This is a genomic window from Pseudomonas pharyngis, assembly GCF_021602345.1.
Taxonomy (GTDB): domain Bacteria; phylum Pseudomonadota; class Gammaproteobacteria; order Pseudomonadales; family Pseudomonadaceae; genus Aquipseudomonas; species Aquipseudomonas pharyngis.
The window spans coordinates 295,916-313,267 of record NZ_BQID01000003.1 but is presented as its reverse complement, the minus strand read 5'-3'; the positions used below and the strand labels follow the sequence as shown (position 1 = coordinate 313,267).

The 17,352-nt window shown below is 61.6% G+C and carries 11 protein-coding genes; 10 read left to right on the top strand and 1 reads right to left on the bottom strand.

All coding sequences use genetic code 11. The annotated features are described in order from the left end of the window. The first annotated feature begins 2 nt into the window (after positions 1 to 2). Positions 3 to 1,271 (top strand): malic enzyme-like NAD(P)-binding protein, encoded by a 1,269-nt coding sequence (locus L6D74_RS08270; RefSeq protein WP_007952395.1) that lies wholly within the window; start codon positions 3 to 5, stop codon positions 1,269 to 1,271. 350 nt (positions 1,272 to 1,621) lie between these two features. Here L6D74_RS08270 and L6D74_RS08265 read toward each other — a convergent pair whose 3' ends face one another. Beyond that, positions 1,622 to 4,066, bottom strand: a complete 2,445-nt coding sequence (locus L6D74_RS08265) for a penicillin-binding protein 1A (RefSeq protein ID WP_371857896.1) — start codon at positions 4,064 to 4,066, stop codon at positions 1,622 to 1,624. A 220-nt stretch (positions 4,067 to 4,286) separates the two neighbouring features. Between L6D74_RS08265 and L6D74_RS08260 the strand changes: the two genes are divergently transcribed. The 9 genes from L6D74_RS08260 to gltB all read left to right on the top strand — a co-directional run bounded on the left by L6D74_RS08260 (position 4,287) and on the right by gltB (position 17,335). Next, the gene (locus L6D74_RS08260) at positions 4,287 to 5,351 is read left to right on the top strand and encodes a pilus assembly protein PilM (protein ID WP_007952389.1); all 1,065 of its coding nucleotides are present in this window, start codon (positions 4,287 to 4,289) and stop codon (positions 5,349 to 5,351) included. Further along, positions 5,351 to 5,917, top strand: coding sequence for a PilN domain-containing protein (locus L6D74_RS08255; RefSeq protein WP_236188661.1), 567 nt, complete (start codon positions 5,351 to 5,353; stop codon positions 5,915 to 5,917). Before L6D74_RS08260 ends, L6D74_RS08255 begins: the two co-directional genes overlap by 1 nt. Beyond that, positions 5,914 to 6,537: a type 4a pilus biogenesis protein PilO gene (pilO, locus tag L6D74_RS08250; protein WP_085611135.1), complete on the top strand. Its 624-nt coding sequence runs from the start codon at positions 5,914 to 5,916 to the stop codon at positions 6,535 to 6,537. The genes L6D74_RS08255 and pilO overlap by 4 nt, the downstream gene beginning before the upstream one ends. Next, positions 6,534 to 7,058 (top strand): pilus assembly protein PilP, encoded by a 525-nt coding sequence (locus L6D74_RS08245; RefSeq protein WP_039766425.1) that lies wholly within the window; start codon positions 6,534 to 6,536, stop codon positions 7,056 to 7,058. The genes pilO and L6D74_RS08245 overlap by 4 nt, the downstream gene beginning before the upstream one ends. Positions 7,059 to 7,072: 14 nt before the next feature. Then, the gene (locus L6D74_RS08240; protein ID WP_039766429.1) at positions 7,073 to 9,151 is read left to right on the top strand and encodes a type IV pilus secretin PilQ; all 2,079 of its coding nucleotides are present in this window, start codon (positions 7,073 to 7,075) and stop codon (positions 9,149 to 9,151) included. A gap of 4 nt (positions 9,152 to 9,155) precedes the next feature. Then, positions 9,156 to 9,674 (top strand): shikimate kinase AroK, encoded by a 519-nt coding sequence (gene aroK / locus L6D74_RS08235; protein WP_011332081.1) that lies wholly within the window; start codon positions 9,156 to 9,158, stop codon positions 9,672 to 9,674. Positions 9,675 to 9,826: 152 nt separating this feature from the next. Further along, positions 9,827 to 10,927 carry a 3-dehydroquinate synthase gene (gene aroB, locus L6D74_RS08230; protein ID WP_011332082.1) on the top strand — a complete coding sequence of 367 codons (1,101 nt, stop codon included), beginning with the start codon at positions 9,827 to 9,829 and terminating at the stop codon, positions 10,925 to 10,927. Between the two features lie 10 nt (positions 10,928 to 10,937). Further along, positions 10,938 to 12,539 (top strand): AAA family ATPase, encoded by a 1,602-nt coding sequence (locus L6D74_RS08225; RefSeq protein ID WP_085611133.1) that lies wholly within the window; start codon positions 10,938 to 10,940, stop codon positions 12,537 to 12,539. Positions 12,540 to 12,889: 350 nt separating this feature from the next. Continuing rightward, a complete protein-coding gene (gltB, locus tag L6D74_RS08220) occupies positions 12,890 to 17,335 on the top strand; it encodes a glutamate synthase large subunit (RefSeq protein ID WP_064592911.1) in 4,446 nt (1,481 codons plus the stop codon). Positions 17,336 to 17,352: the final 17 nt, after the last annotated feature.

Here is a 17,352-nt window from a genome sequence, read left to right as displayed (position 1 = left end):
AAATGTCTGATCTGAAAACTGCCGCTCTCGAATATCATGCCAATCCTCGTCCAGGAAAGCTGAGTGTCGAGCTCACCAAGGCCACTGCTACCGCCCGCGACCTGTCGCTGGCCTACAGCCCCGGCGTAGCTGAACCAGTGCGCGAGATCGCCCGCGATCCTGAACTGGCCTACAAGTACACCGGCAAGGGCAACCTGGTTGCAGTCATTTCCGATGGCACCGCGATTCTGGGCCTGGGTAACCTCGGCCCACTGGCTTCCAAGCCTGTGATGGAAGGTAAAGGCGTGCTGTTCAAGCGCTTCGCCGGCATCGACGTCTTCGACATCGAAGTCGACTCCGAAAGCCCGCAAGCCTTCATCGACACCGTAAAACGCATTTCCATCACCTTCGGTGGCATCAACCTGGAAGACATCAAGGCGCCCGAGTGCTTTGAGATCGAACGTGCTCTGATCGAGCAGTGCGACATTCCGGTATTCCACGATGACCAGCACGGCACCGCGATCGTGACCGCTGCGGGCATGATCAACGCCCTGGAAATCGCTGGCAAAACCCTGGCCGACGCCAAGATCGTCTGCCTGGGCGCCGGCGCAGCCGCCATCTCCTGCATGAAATTGCTGGTGAGCATGGGCGCCAAGGTCGAGAACATCTTCATGGTTGACCGTACTGGCGTGATCCACGCTGGCCGTGACGACCTGAACCAGTACAAGGCTGTGTTCGCTCACCCTACCGAGAAGCGCACCTTGGACGACGCCATCGAAGGCGCTGACGTATTCGTCGGCCTGTCGGGCCCGAACCTGCTGAGCGCCGAGCAACTCAAGCGCATGGCGGCCAACCCGATCGTTTTCGCCTGCTCCAACCCTGATCCGGAAATCTCCCCGGAACTGGCTCACGCCACCCGTAACGACGTGATCATGGCCACCGGCCGTTCGGACTACCCGAACCAGGTCAACAATGTACTGGGCTTCCCGTTCATCTTCCGTGGTGCCCTGGACGTTCGCGCCAAGCGCATCAACGAAGAAATGAAGATCGCTGCCGCCAACGCCCTGCGCGAACTGGCCAAGCTGCCGGTGCCTCAGGAAGTCTGCGACGCCTACGGCGGTATCTCCCTGGAATTCGGTCGTGAGTACATCATTCCGAAGCCAATGGACAAGCGCCTGATCACCGTGATCTCCGACGCCGTGGCCAAGGCCGCGATCGAGACCGGTGTGGCGACCCTGCCGTATCCGAAGAACTACCCGCTGAAAAGCGTGGATGACGTGTTCAACGGCTAAGTCGTTGTGGCGCTTCATGAAGAGCCCCGCTTTTTAAGCGGGGTTTTTTTGGTCGTGAAAATGCGTTCCGGCTTCAAGGGCGGCCCTCACCCTAACCCTCTCCCAGGGGGAGAGGGGACTGACCGTGGGATGCTTGAGAGGTACGCCGACGTGAAGGCCTTGCTGTGAATCCATAATCGACTCGGTTATTCAGGTCGACGTACAGCGCCAGACACCTCGGTCGGTTCCCTCTCCCCCTGGGAGAGGGCTAGGGTGAGGGCCGCTCTTGATGTGAAATGCCATTCTCAGTACGACAGAAAACAAAAAGCCCCGCACTTCTCACGAAGGCGGGGCTTTTTGGCAGTTGCGGATCAGAACAAATCGATCGGCGCCTGTTCATCCGCCGGCAGCGGACTGCCCGGCACGGTGCCATTGCCGATCTCGTTGACCGACGGTGGCGTGTCTTCGGCCTTGAACAGCTCGAAATAGGCGCCTGGCGTGCTCGGCGATGCCGCGCGACCGCTGACCGGATCCACCCGCAGGCTGAGAATGCCTTCCGGCTCCGGCTGGACATGCGGTGGCTTGTCCTTGAGCGCGGCGGCCATGTAGTTCATCCAGATCGGTAGTGCCACGGTGCCGCCGAACTCCCGGCGACCGAGGCTTTCCGGCTGGTCGAAACCGGTCCACACGGTGGTCACATAATCGGCGTTATAGCCAGAGAACCACGCATCCTTGGATTCGTTGGTGGTACCGGTCTTGCCGGCGATGTCGCTGCGGCCCAGGGCCAGTGCGCGACGGCCGGTGCCGAGCTTGATCACGTCCTGCAACATGCTGTTGAGGATGTAAGTAGTACGGCCATCGACGATGCGCTCGGCAACTGCGGGGGCTTGCGGTACAGCGGCGTTGCCTGGCGCCTCCCCTGGAACCGGCGCTGCGTCGACGGTGATCGATTGCGTTGCCGGTGCCGCGATACCGTCGGTGGCCGCGCCGCCCTGCGGTACGGTCGGCGGGTTGGCGACGAACAGCGTGTCGCCGTTGCGGCTTTCGATCTTGTCGATGATGTACGGGGTGATCTTGTAGCCGCCGTTGGCGAAGGTGCTCCAGCCGGTGGCGATCTCCATCGGCGTCAGGGTCGCGGTGCCCAGCGCCAGGGACAGGTTTGGCGGCAGGTCCTGCTTGTTGAAGCCGAAGCGGGTGATGTAATCGATGGTCTTGCCCACGCCCATCGCCTGCAACAGGCGGATCGACACCAGGTTGCGCGACTTGTACAGCGCCTCACGCAGACGGATCGGGCCGAGGAAGGTGTTGGTGTCGTTCTTCGGACGCCAGACCTTGTCCAGGTACTCGTCGACGAACACGATCGGCGCGTCGTTGACCAGGCTGGCGGCGGTGTAGCCGTTATCCAGTGCGGCGCTGTAGACGAACGGCTTGAAGCTCGAGCCCGGCTGACGCTTGGCCTGCATCGCACGGTTGTAGTTGCTCTGCTCGAAGGCGAAGCCGCCGACCAGCGAGCGGATCGCGCCGTTCTGTGGATCCAGCGACACCAGCGCGCCCTGCGCCTGTGGAATCTGGCTGAACTTCAGCGAATTGTTCGGCTGGCGCTGCACGCGAATCAGATCGCCGATCTGTGCCACATCCGACGGCTGGCGCGGCGCGGCACCCATGCTGTTGGTATTGAGGAACGGTCGCGCCCATTTCATGGTGTCCCACGCCACGTGCTCTTCGCCGGTGCGGGTCAGCACTTGCAGGCCGTTCTTGTCGACCTGGGTGACGATGGCCGGCTCGAGGCTGCTGATGGTGCGCTGCTTGGTCAGTTCAGTGGCCCAGGCTTCGCGGGTCTTGCCCGGCAGGCGCGACTCGGGGCCACGGTAGCCGTGACGCTGATCGTAGGTCATCAGACCTTCGTGCAGCGCGGTGTTGGCCATTTCCTGGAGGTTGCTCGGCACCGTGGTGGTGACGCGGAAACCTTCGGTATAGGCGTCGCTGCCGTAGCGGCCGACCATTTCCGCGCGAGCCATCTCGGCGATGTACGGCGCGTTCACTTCCGGGGTCGGCACGTGATAGCTGGCGTTCAGCGGCTCGTTGATCGCGGCGGTGTAGTCGGCTTCGGTGATCTTGCCGAGCTTGTACATGCGGCCGAGGATCCAGTCGCGACGCTCCTTGCTGCGCGCCGGGTTGGCCAGCGGGTTGAAGCGCGACGGGGCTTTCGGCAGGCCGGCGATCATCGCCATCTGTGCCAGGCTGACTTCGCGGATCGACTTGCCGTAATACACCTGCGCCGCCGCCTCGATGCCGTAGGCGCGGTTGCCCAGATAGATCTTGTTCACGTACAGCTCAAGGATCTCGTCCTTGGTCAGCTGGCGTTCGATCTGCAGGGCCAGAAGGATTTCCGTGGTCTTGCGCGAGAAGCTGCGTTCGCTGGTCAGGAAGAAGTTCTTCGCCACCTGCATGGTGATGGTGCTGCCGCCGGACTGGATGTGACCGCTCTTGACCAATTGGGTCGCGGCACGCATCAGGCTGCTCGGATCGACGCCATAGTGGTTGGCGAAGTTGTCGTCTTCAGCACTTAGTAACGCATTGATGAAATTGGGGGGAATGTCGGCGAAACGGATCGGTGTGCGGCGCATTTCGCCAAATTCTGCGATCAACTTGTTGTCGCTGCTGTACACCCGCAGTGGAATCTGCAACTGAATGCTTCTCAGCGCCTCCACAGATGGCAAACCCGGACTAAGGTAAAGAAACGCGCCGCTGAGACCTAAAAGCAGTCCGCAGAAAACGGCGACGATGGACCAACCGAAAAATTTCAGCAGACGAATCAAGGCTTTTGGACATCCACGGCAAAGAATGAATTGGGCGACAGGGTTCCGGGTAACACACAGAACGACCCGCGCCGGCAGTAAAAGGCGGAAAAAATCGCTGGGCATTATAAGCACTTTTCCGCAGGGGGCGTCATTTGCGCTTCTGTCAAGACGGGGCGAGGGAACGCAATGCGCATTACAGAGTCCGTAACTCACGGAAAGTCATAGGGAATTGGTAGTGCTAGGACTCTTCAATAAAAAGGCCAATACGTTACTGGGGATCGACATCAGCTCCACGTCGGTGAAGCTGCTGGAACTGAGCCGTCAGGGCGAGCGCTACCGGGTCGAGGCGTATGCGGTAGAGCCGTTGCCGGCGAGTGCCGTGGTCGAAAAGAACATCGCCGAACTCGAGGGCGTCGGCCAGGCCCTGTCCCGGGTGCTGGTCAAGGCGCGTACCGGGTTGAAAACCGTGGCGGTGGCCGTGGCCGGCTCGGCGGTGATCACCAAGGTCATCGAGATGGACGCCGGGCTGTCCGACGATGAACTGGAAAACCAGCTCAAGATCGAGGCCGATCAATACATTCCCTACCCGCTGGACGAGGTCGCCATCGACTTTGAAGTCCAGGGCGTTTCGCCGCGCAACCCCGAGCGGGTCAACGTACTGCTGGCCGCCTGTCGCAAGGAAAATGTCGAAGTCCGCGAAGCGGCGCTCGCTCTCGCCGGGCTGACCGCGCGGGTGGTAGATGTAGAGGCGTATGCGCTGGAGCGCTCGTTCGGCCTGCTGGCCACGCAACTGGCCGCGTCCCAGGATCGGTTGACGGTGGCGGTGGTCGACATCGGCGCCACCATGACCACCCTCAGCGTCCTGCACAACGGCCGGATCATCTATACCCGCGAACAGCTGTTCGGCGGTCGACAGCTGACAGAGGAAATCCAGCGCCGTTATGGCCTCACCCTTGAACAGGCGGGACTTGCCAAGAAGCAGGGGGGCCTGCCGGACGATTACGTCAGCGAGGTGCTGCAGCCATTTCGTGAGGCGCTGGTGCAGCAGGTGTCGCGCTCCCTGCAGTTCTTTTTCGCTTCCGGTCAGTACAACGCCGTCGACCACATTCTGCTGGCCGGCGGCACGGCGTCGGTGCCCGGGCTCGACCGGCTGATCGAAGAACGCCTGAACACCCCTACCCAGGTTGCCAATCCGTTTTCCGACATGGCCTTGAGCAGCAAGGTCAACGCCGGGGCCCTGGCGAGCGATGCGCCGGCCCTGATGATTGCCTGCGGGCTCGCGCTCAGGAGTTTCGACTGATGGCGCGGATCAACCTTTTACCCTGGCGCGAGGAGCGTCGCGAGGAACGGCGCAAACGCTTCCTGCTGGTCTTGATCGGTGTGGTGGTCGGTTCGGTGGGGGCGGTGCTCATCGCTGATCAGGTCATCAGCGGCGCCATCGCGCGGCAGGTGGCGCGCAATGACTACATCGGCAAGCAGATCGCCGTGGTCGACGAGAGGATCAAGCAGATCAGCGACCTCAAGGCCCATCGCCAGCAACTGGTGGAGCGCATGCGCATCATCCAGGACTTGCAGGGCAACCGGCAGATCAGCGGGCGGATCTTCGATCAGCTGGCGCGCACCTTGCCCGACGGGGTGTATTTCACCGACGTGAAAATGGTCGGCAAGACCCTGTCGATCAGCGGCGCGGCGGAGTCCAACAATCGAGTGTCCGACCTGATGCGCAATCTCGACGCCTCCGACTGGTTCGATGCGCCCAACCTCAATGAAGTGAAAGCCACCACTGCCGGACAAGTGGATCAGGCCAACGTCTTTCAGCTGACCGTTCGCCAGACTCGACCCCGGCTCGAGGAGGACGACCAATGAAGCCGTCCGAGTGGCTGGAAAGCCTGCGCAATGTCGATTTCAACGATCTCGACACCAGCAACATCGGCTCCTGGCCGCCAGTGGTCAAAAGCCTGGCCGGCGGGCTGTTGATGGTGCTGGTCCTGGCGCTTGGCTATAACTTTTTCATCAGTGACCTGGAGAACCAGCTCGAACTCAAACGTGAGGAGGAAATCACCCTCAAGGAGCAGTTCGCGAGCAAGGCGCGCATGGCGGCCAATCTGGAGCTGTACACCCAGCAGATGAAAGAGATGGAAAACTCGTTCGGCGTGCTGTTGCGACAACTGCCCAGTGACACCGAAGTGCCGGGGTTGCTGGAAGACATCACCCGCACCGGACTGGGCAGCGGCCTTGAGTTCGAAGAGATCAAACTGCTGCCGGAGGTTACCCAGCAGTTCTACATCGAGTTGCCCATCCAGATCACCGTGACCGGGGCCTATCACGACCTCGCGACCTTCGTCAGTGGCGTGGCCGGGCTGCCCCGCATCGTCACCCTGCACGATTTCGAGCTGGCGCCAGCCAATCCTGAAGGCGGGCCGAAGCTGCGCATGAGCATCCTCGCCAAGACCTACCGCTACAACGACAAGGGGCTGCAGAAATGAGCCCGATCCGTTTTATCGCCCTGTCGGCATTGTTATTGGTGCTCGGTGGCTGTGGCGGCGATGACTTCAGCGACCTCGACGCCTACATGAATGAAGTGCGCCTGCGTCCGCCGGGCAAGATCGAGCCGACTCCGACCTTCCGCTCCTACCCGACGTTCACCTACAGCGCCGCCAACCTGCGCAGTCCGTTTTCGCGCCAGCTGCGGGTCGATCTGGCCGGGCAGAAACATGGCTCGCGCGACGTGAAACCCGATCCCAACCGGGTCAAGCAATACCTCGAAGGTTTCAACATCGAGCAGTTTGAAATGGTCGGCACGATTGCCAACGCCTCCGGTTCCTTCGCCCTGCTGCGAGGCGCGGGCGGCGTCCATCGGCTTAAGGTCGGCGACTATCTGGGGCGTAACGACGGGCGCATCGTCGCCATCAGCGCTTCACAGGTCGAAGTGGTGGAAATCGTTCCCGATGGCCAGGGCGCCTGGCTTGAGCGGCCGCGCACCATTCCTTTGAAAGAGCATTCATAAGTGGAAGTCGAACAATGAACAGGATTTTCTCCACCCTCGGTTTTTCGCTATGGATAGCGCTGCTTTCGCCGATGGTACAGGCAGCCAATCTGAAGGCGCTGGACGTCGCGGCACTGCCGGGCGACCGGGTCGAGCTGAAGCTGTCGTTCGACGGCCCGCCTCCGCAGCCCAAGGGCTACACCACCGATTCGCCGGCGCGGATCGCACTCGATCTGCCGGGTGTCGCCAGTCAGCTGGCAAGCAAGACCCGTGACCTGGGCAGTGGCAATGCGCGCACGGCCACGGTGGTCGAGGCCAATAACCGGACGCGGCTGATCATCAGCCTGACGCAACTGGCACCGTACGACACCCGGGTCGAGGGCAATACGGTGTTCGTGGTGGTCGGGCAAGGCAGTAAAGCCGCTGCCCCACGTACGGCCGCTCGTGCACCGCGCGCAGCACCTGCGGCAGCGCCGGTCCGCACGTTTACGCCGACCGCCAGAGCCATTCGCGGCGTGGATTTCCAGCGTGGTACGGCGGGCGAGGGCAACGTGGTCATCGACTTGTCCGACCCGGCTATCGCCCCGGACATCCAGGAGCACGACGGCAAGATCATCCTCAATTTCGCCCGTACCCAATTGCCAGAACCGCTGCGGGTGCGCCTCGACGTCAAGGACTTCGCCACCCCGGTGCAGTTCGTCAATGCCGGGGTCAGCGGTGATCGGGCGACGATCACCGTCGAACCCAGCGGTACTTTCGACTATTCCACTTACCAGACCGACAACAAGCTGACCGTCAGCATCCGGCCGCTGACCGTCGATGACCTGCAAAAGCGCAACGCCGATCGCAACAGCTATAACGGCGAAAAGCTTTCGCTGAATTTCCAGGACATCGATGTCCGTTCGGTGCTGCAACTGATCGCCGACTTCACCAACCTCAATCTGGTGGCCAGCGATACGGTGCAGGGCGGGATCACCTTGCGCCTGCAGAACGTGCCGTGGGATCAGGCGCTGGATCTGGTGCTCAAGACCAAAGGCCTGGACAAGCGCAAGGTCGGCAACGTGTTGCTGGTGGCGCCGGCGGATGAAATTGCTGCGCGCGAGCGGCAGGAACTGGAATCGCAGAAACAGATCGCCGAACTGGCGCCGTTGCGCCGCGAGCTCCTGCAAGTGAACTACGCCAAGGCCGCCGACATCGCCAAGCTGTTCCAGTCTGTCACCAGCGCCGAGGCGAAGGTCGACGAACGGGGTTCGATCACCGTCGATGAGCGCACCAACAACATCATTGCCTACCAGACCCAGGATCGCCTCGACGAGCTGCGGCGGATTGTGGCGCAGCTGGATATTCCGGTGCGTCAGGTGATGATCGAGGCACGGATCGTCGAGGCCAACGTCGACTACGACAAGAGTCTGGGTGTGCGCTGGGGCGGTTCGATTCAGAACAAGGGCAACTGGAACACTTCCGGAGTCAGCAACGGTTCGTCGACCACCATTGGCACGCCGGGAAGCACCAGCACCAACTCTCCGTTCGTCGATATGGGCACGGTCAACAACACCTCCGGGATCGGCATCGCCTTTATCACCGACAACGTCTTGCTCGACCTTGAGCTGACCGCCATGGAGAAGACCGGCAACGGCGAAATCGTCTCGCAGCCCAAGGTGGTCACCTCCGACAAGGAGACCGCGAAGATCCTCAAGGGCACCGAGATTCCGTATCAGGAAGCCAGCTCCAGCGGCGCTACGTCGGTGTCCTTCAAAGAGGCGTCGCTGTCGCTGGAAGTGACGCCGCAGATCACCCCGGACAACCGCATCATCATGGAGGTCAAGGTCACCAAGGACGAACCGGACTACCTGAACAAAGTGCAGGATGTACCGCCGATCAAGAAAAACGAGGTCAATGCCAAGGTGCTGGTGAACGACGGCGAAACCATCGTGATTGGGGGCGTTTTCTCAAATACTCAAAGCAAGGTTGTAGATAAGGTGCCATTTCTTGGCGATGTGCCGTATCTTGGCCGCCTTTTCCGGCGTGATGTGGTTTCGGAGAAAAAATCCGAGCTGCTGGTATTTCTCACTCCGCGTATCATGAATAACCAGGCGATTGCTGTGAGTCGTTGATTCTGTGCGAAATTTGATTCTTGTAGGACCGATGGGGGCTGGAAAAAGCACCATCGGCCGATTACTGGCCAAAGAGCTGCGCCTGCCGTTCAAGGATTCCGACAAGGAAATTGAACTGCGTACGGGCGCCAATATTCCGTGGATCTTCGACAAGGAAGGCGAGCCCGGCTTTCGTGACCGTGAGCAGGCGATGATCGCAGAGCTGTGCGCGTTCGACGGCGTGGTGCTGGCGACCGGCGGCGGCGCGGTGATGCGCGATGCCAACCGCAAGGCCCTGCACGAGGGCGGGCGGGTGGTGTATCTGCACGCCTCCGTCGAACAGCAAGTCGGCCGCACCTCTCGCGATCGCAACCGGCCGTTGTTGCGCACTGCCAATCCGGAGAAAACCTTGCGCGATCTGCTGGCGATCCGTGATCCGCTTTATCGGGAAATCGCCGACCTGGTGGTGGAAACCGACGAGCGGCCACCGCGCATGGTCGTGCTCGATATTCTCGACCGCCTGGCGCAGCTTCCGCCCCGTTAAAGCATCGCTCGAAATGCGCTATCCTCGGCGTCCTGTCACAGCCCGCCGAGGTTGTGGCGGATGGCGTGCGAGCGGCGTCATACCCGCTATAGGCGGCAGACAACCAATAATTCAGGGCAGGACGCCTGCTTCCATCTTCACTGTGGGGACACATGCAGACACTCAAGGTCGACCTAGGCGAGCGCAGCTACCCGATTCACATTGGCGAAGGATTGCTGGACCAGCCTGAGCTGCTGGCCCCGCATATCCACGGGCGGCAAGTGGCAATCATCTCCAACGAGACCGTTGCGCCGCTCTATCTCGAGCGTCTGACCCGCAGCCTGGCGCAGTTTTCAGTGGTTTCCGTGGTGCTGCCCGACGGCGAAGCCTTCAAGAACTGGGAAACCCTGCAACTGATCTTCGACGGACTGCTGACCGCCCGTCATGACCGCCGCACCACCGTGATTGCCTTGGGCGGCGGTGTGATCGGCGACATGGCCGGCTTCGCGGCCGCCTGCTACCAGCGCGGCGTCGATTTCATCCAGATTCCTACCACGCTGCTGTCCCAGGTCGATTCGTCGGTGGGCGGCAAGACCGGGATCAACCATCCGCTGGGCAAGAACATGGTTGGCGCCTTCTATCAGCCGAACGTGGTGCTGATCGATACCGCGTCCCTGAAAACCTTGCCGGCGCGTGAGCTGTCGGCAGGGCTGGCGGAAGTCATCAAGTACGGCCTGATCTGCGACGAGCCGTTCCTGACCTGGCTCGAAGACAACGTCGACGCCCTGCGTGCACTGGATCAAACGGCCCTGACCTATGCCATCGAGCGCTCTTGCGCCGCCAAGGCTGCAGTGGTCGGCGCCGATGAGAAGGAAACCGGTGTACGGGCCACACTCAACCTCGGCCACACCTTTGGCCACGCCATCGAAACCCACATGGGCTATGGTGTCTGGTTGCATGGCGAAGCGGTCGCTGCTGGCACCGTGATGGCGCTGGAAATGTCCGCGCGTCTGGGCTGGATCAGCGAGCAGGAGCGTGATCGCGGCATCCGGCTGTTCCAGCGTGCCGGTCTGCCGGTGATCCCGCCGGAAGAGATGACCGAAGCCGATTTTCTTGAACACATGGCAATTGACAAAAAAGTGATCGACGGTCGCTTGCGCCTGGTGCTGCTGCGCCGGATGGGCGAAGCGGTGGTGACCGACGATTATCCGAAAGAGGTTCTACAGGCCACGCTGGGAGCGGATTACCGCGCTCTGGCTCAGCTTAAAGGTTAATAAGATTCCGATGACTAGTTTGCATGCCGACGAGGCGTTCCTCGGCCATTTCCAGTTAAGTCACGACCCTTTCGCGCCGCGGGTGCCGGGCTTCAAATTCTTCCCGGCCCAGCGCAAGCCGGTGCTGGGTCAGTTGCATCATCTGGCGCGTTACAGCCAGTTGCTGCTGGTGGTCACCGGCCCGCAGGGCAGCGGCAAGACCCTGCTGCGTCAGGCGCTGGTGGCCAGCACCAACAAGCAATCGGTGCAGAGCGTCGTCGTTTCCGCCCGTGGCGCCGGCGATGCCGCCGGTGTGCTGCGCCAGATCGCCCAGGCGCTGGACGTGGCCCAGGCCGAAGTCGGGGCGATCCTCGATCAGGTCGTACAACTGGCCCTGACCGGTCAGGAAGTCTATCTGCTGGTGGACGATGCCGAGCAGCTCGACGAGTCCGCCCTTGAAGCCCTGATGGCGCTGGGCGCCGGCGCGCCGGAAGGTCGCCCGCATGTGTTCCTGTTCGGCGAGTCGTCGCTGATCGCGCAGCTCGAGGCTTTGCACCTTGAGGAAGAGCGCTTTCACGTCATCGAACTGCAGCCGTACACCGAAGAGGAAACCCGCGAGTATCTTGACCAGCGGCTCGAAGGTGCCGGCCGGGGTGTCGAACTTTTCACCGCGGATCAGATCTCTGATATTCACGAAAGCTCCGAGGGTTGGCCGGGCAACATCAACCAGGTCGCTCGCGATGCTCTGATCGAAGTCATGATTGCCAGCCGCTCTGCGGTCAAGCGTCCAAGTATGGGGTTCAACATGCCGAAGAAACACGTATTGGCGATTTCCGCCGTCGTTGTGGTCGCGGTCGCTGCCGCCTGGCTGATGCCGGGTCGCAACAAGGCACCGACCACCGGTGCGCCGGCCAACGAGCAGGCGCAACTGCCATTGGGCCAGGGCACGCCGCAGGCGGGTGGCGCGCCGTCCGTCGAATTCAACGGCAATACCCAGCCGATGCCGCTGCCGCTGGTCGGCAACTCGCAGCCGGTGATGCGCGGTCCGTTGGCTGAAGCGGCGGGTGGCATCACCGAAGGCGACGACGGCGTGCCGGTCGAAGGCTCCAGCAACACGCCACCGACCGTGACCACTACCGCGCCACCCGCGGGCGTTCAGGCCGGCCCTGCGCCGACCCCGGTTCCGGTTCCGGCCCCGGCGGCCAAACCGACCCCGGCACCGACCCAGGTCGCTACCGCCAAGCCTGCTCCGGCCGCTCCAGTGGCCAAACCGGCTCCGGCGCCTGCCAAGCCTGTTGCCGCCGCGAAACCTGCCGAGAAGCCGGTCACCGTCGCCAAGGCTGCCGGTGGCAGCTGGTACGCCGGTCAGCCGACCAGCAACTACGTGGTGCAGATCCTCGGCACCAGCTCCGAAGCGACCGCGCAAAACTTCGTCAAGGAGCAGGGCGGCGAGTACCGTTATTTCAAGAAAGTCCTCAACGGCAAGCCTCTCTACGTGATCACCTACGGCAACTTCGCCAATCGTGATGCAGCCGTTTCTGCCATCAAGGCCTTGCCAGCGAAGGTTCAGGCTGGTAAACCTTGGCCTCGCACTGTCGCCAGCGTCCAACAGGAACTGGCAACAACTCGCTGAAGATTCGGCGGCCTTACCCAGGCCGCCTCTCCAAGCACCTCAAAATCTCTACAAGTGCGCGCCGTCTCTACAGACCGCGTGCCTTGTGGTGTCTGCGTCACAGTAGTCTTTGAGTCGTTGCGGTCAAAATTAAAAAAGTTTTGACTAGCACAGCAGATCGCTTTAAACCTTTCACAAATGCGACATGAATTTGCGACATTTCGTCGTCAAATTTGTGAGCCTCTGTGTCGCTGTGTACAATGACCACCCTTTTGCCCCCGCAAAGCCGGCGTACGTTCGGCGCGAGATGCAAGTGGTTGAATTGAAAAGAAATTTGCCTCGTTAAGAGGCAGCCTGGTGAGAAAGTGTCTATGAAAGCAGGTCTGTACCAACCAGATGAATTCAAGGATAACTGCGGTTTCGGCCTGATAGCCCATATGCAGGGCGAACCCAGTCATACCCTTTTGCAAACGGCCATCGAGGCCCTGACCTGCATGACCCACCGCGGTGGGATTAATGCCGACGGCAAGACCGGTGACGGTTGCGGTCTGCTGATTCAAAAACCGGACGCCTTCCTGCGTGCCATTGCCCAGGAAGCCTTCAGCGTCGAGCTGCCCAAGCAATACGCCGTGGGCATGGTCTTCTTCAATCAGGATCCGGCCAAGGCCGAAGCCGCTCGCGAGAACATGAACCGCGAGATCCTGGCCGAAGGCCTGCAACTGATCGGCTGGCGCAAAGTGCCGATCGACACCAGTGTCCTCGGCCGCCTGGCCCTTGAGCGCCTGCCGCAGATCGAGCAGGTGTACATCGGCGGCGAAGGCCTGAGCGATCAGGACATGGCGGTCAAGCTGTTCAGCGCCCGTCGTCGCTCGTCCGTGGCCAATGCCGCCGACACTGACCACTACATCTGCAGCTTTTCCCACAAGACCATCATCTATAAAGGCCTGATGATGCCGGCCGACCTGGCCGCGTTCTATCCGGACCTGGGTGACCAGCGCCTGCAAACCGCAATCTGCGTGTTCCACCAGCGCTTTTCCACCAACACCCTGCCGAAATGGCCGCTGGCTCAGCCATTCCGCTTCCTCGCCCACAACGGCGAGATCAACACCATCACCGGCAACCGCAACTGGGCGCAGGCCCGTCGGACCAAGTTCACCAACGATCTGATGGATCTGGAAGAACTCGGCCCGCTGGTCAACCGTGTCGGTTCCGACTCCTCGAGCATGGATAACATGCTCGAACTGATGGTGACCGGCGGCATCGACCTGTTCCGTGGCGTGCGGATGATCATTCCGCCAGCGTGGCAGAACGTCGAAACCATGGACCCGGATCTGCGTGCATTCTACGAGTACAACTCGATGCACATGGAGCCGTGGGACGGCCCGGCCGGCGTGGTAATGACCGATGGTCGCTACGCGGTGTGCCTGCTCGACCGTAACGGTCTGCGCCCGGCGCGCTGGGTCACCACCAAGAACGGTTTCATCACCCTGGCGTCGGAAATCGGCGTCTGGAACTATCAGCCTGAAGACGTGCTCGCCAAGGGCCGTGTCGGCCCGGGCCAGATCTTCGCCGTGGACACCGAAACCGGGCAGATCCTCGACACCGACGCGATCGACAATCGTCTGAAATCCCGTCATCCGTACAAGCAATGGCTGCGCAAGAACGCCCTGCGCATCCAGGCGACCATGGAAGACAACGATCACGGTTCGGCTTTCTACGACGTCGATCAGCTCAAGCAATACATGAAGATGTATCAGGTCACGTTCGAAGAGCGCGATCAGGTACTGCGTCCGCTTGGCGAGCAAGGCTACGAAGCCGTCGGCTCGATGGGCGACGACACGCCGATGGCCGTGCTGTCCCAGCGCGTGCGCACGCCGTACGACTATTTCCGTCAGCAGTTTGCCCAGGTGACCAACCCGCCGATCGACCCGCTGCGTGAAGCGATCGTGATGTCGCTGGAAATCTGCCTCGGTGCCGAGCGCAACATCTTCCAGGAATCGCCGGAACACGCCTCGCGCGTGATCCTCAGCTCGCCGGTCATTTCCCCGGCCAAGTGGCGTTCGCTGATGAACCTCGACCGTCCGGGTTTCGAGCGGCAGATCATCGACCTCAACTACGACGAAAGCGTCGGCCTCGAAGCGGCGATCCGTAACGTCGCGGATCAGGCTGAAGAAGCCGTGCGTGCCGGTCGTACCCAGATCGTTCTGAGCGACCGTCATATCGCTCCGGGCAAGCTGCCGATCCACGCCTCGCTGGCCACCGGCGCGGTGCACCACCGCCTGACCGAAAAAGGCCTGCGCTGCGACTCCAACATCCTGGTTGAAACCGCCACCGCACGGGATCCGCACCACTTCGCGGTGCTGATCGGCTTTGGCGCCTCGGCGGTCTATCCGTTCCTGGCCTACGAAGTGCTGGGCGACCTGATCCGGACCGGTGAAGTGCTGGGCGACCTCTACGAGGTGTTCAAGAACTACCGCAAAGGCATCACCAAAGGTCTGTTGAAGATCCTGTCGAAGATGGGCATCTCGACCATCGCCTCGTACCGCGGTGCGCAGCTGTTCGAAGCGATCGGTCTGTCCGAAGAAGTCTGCGAGCTGAGCTTCCGTGGCGTGCCGAGCCGAATCAAGGGTGCGCGTTTCGTCGACATCGAAGCCGAACAGAAAGCACTGGCCACCGAAGCCTGGAGTCCGCGCAAGCCGATCCAGCAGGGCGGGCTGCTGAAGTTCGTCCACGGTGGCGAATATCACGCGTACAACCCGGACGTGGTCAACACCCTGCAAGCCGCCGTGCAGCAGGGCGACTACGCCAAATTCAAGGAATACACCTCGCTGGTGGACAACCGTCCGGTGTCGATGATCCGCGACCTGTTCAAGGTCAAGACCCTCGACACGCCGCTGGACATCAGTGAAGTCGAGCCGCTGGAATCGGTGCTCAAGCGCTTCGACTCCGCCGGTATCTCGCTGGGCGCCCTGTCGCCGGAAGCTCACGAAGCCCTGGCCGAAGCCATGAACCGCCTCGGTGCGCGTTCCAACTCCGGCGAAGGCGGCGAAGACCCGGCGCGCTACGGCACCATCAAGAGCTCGAAAATCAAGCAGGTTGCGACCGGCCGTTTCGGGGTGACCCCGGAATACCTGGTCAACGCCGAAGTGCTGCAGATCAAGGTCGCCCAGGGCGCCAAGCCGGGCGAGGGCGGGCAATTGCCGGGCGGTAAAGTGAACGGGCTGATCGCCAAACTGCGTTACGCAGTGCCTGGCGTGACCCTGATTTCGCCACCACCGCATCACGACATCTATTCGATTGAAGACTTGTCGCAGCTGATCTTCGACCTGAAACAGGTCAACCCGAAGGCGCTGGTCTCGGTGAAACTGGTGGCTGAAGCCGGCGTCGGCACCATCGCTGCCGGTGTGGCCAAGGCTTACGCGGACTTGATCACCATCTCCGGCTACGACGGCGGTACCGGTGCATCGCCGCTAACCTCGATCAAATACGCTGGCGCTCCGTGGGAACTCGGCCTGGCCGAAACCCACCAGACCCTGCGCGGCAACGACCTGCGCGGCAAGGTCCGGGTACAGACCGACGGCGGCCTGAAAACCGGCCTCGATGTGATCAAGGCTGCGATCCTCGGCGCCGAAAGCTTCGGCTTCGGCACCGCGCCGATGATCGCGCTGGGCTGCAAATACCTGCGTATTTGCCACCTGAACAACTGCGCTACCGGCGTCGCGACCCAGAACGAGAAGCTGCGCAAGGATCACTACATCGGCACCGTCGACATGGTGGTGAATTTCTTCACCTACGTCGCCGAAGAAACCCGTGAGTGGCTGGCCAAGCTGGGCGTGCGTTCCCTCGAAGAGCTGATCGGCCGCACCGATCTGCTGGAAGTCCTCGAAGGCCAGACCGCCAAGCAGCATCACCTGGATCTGACCCCGCTGCTGGGCAGCGATCACATCCCGGCGGACAAGCCTCAGTTCTGCGGCGTCGAGCGCAACCCGCCATTCGACCAGGGCCTGCTGGCCGAGAAAATGGTCGAGATGGCGACGTCGGCGATCAACGACCTCAGCGGCGCCGAATTCGATCTGGACATCTGCAACTGCGACCGTTCGATCGGCGCACGGATCTCCGGCGAAATCGCGCGCAAGCACGGCAACCAGGGCATGGCCAAAGCGCCAATCACCTTCCGCTTCAAGGGCACGGCGGGTCAGAGCTTCGGCGTGTGGAACGCCGGCGGTCTGAACATGTATCTGGAAGGCGACGCCAACGACTACGTCGGCAAAGGCATGACCGGTGGCAAGCTGACCATCGTGCCGCCGAAGGGCAGCGTTTATAAGACTCAGGAAAGCGCCATCATCGGCAACACCTGCCTGTACGGCGCCACCGGCGGCAAGCTGTTCGCCGCCGGCACCGCAGGCGAGCGTTTCGCCGTGCGCAACTCCGGTGCCCACACGGTTGTGGAAGGCACTGGCGATCACTGCTGTGAGTACATGACCGGTGGTTTTGTCTGCGTTCTGGGCAAGACCGGTTACAACTTCGGCTCTGGCATGACCGGCGGTTTCGCCTACGTGCTCGACCAGGACAACACCTTCGTTGACCGGGTCAACCACGAACTGGTGGAAATCCAGCGGATCAGCGGCGAGGCGATGGAAGCCTATCGCAGCCACCTGCAGAACGTGCTGAACGAGTACGTCGCGGAAACCGACAGCGAGTGGGGTCGTGAACTCGCCGAGAACCTCGATGACTATCTGCGTCGTTTCTGGTTGGTCAAGCCGAAGGCTGCCAACCTGAAGTCGTTGCTTTCCAGCACCCGTGCCAACCCGCAGTGATATGCGCCTGAAGAGTT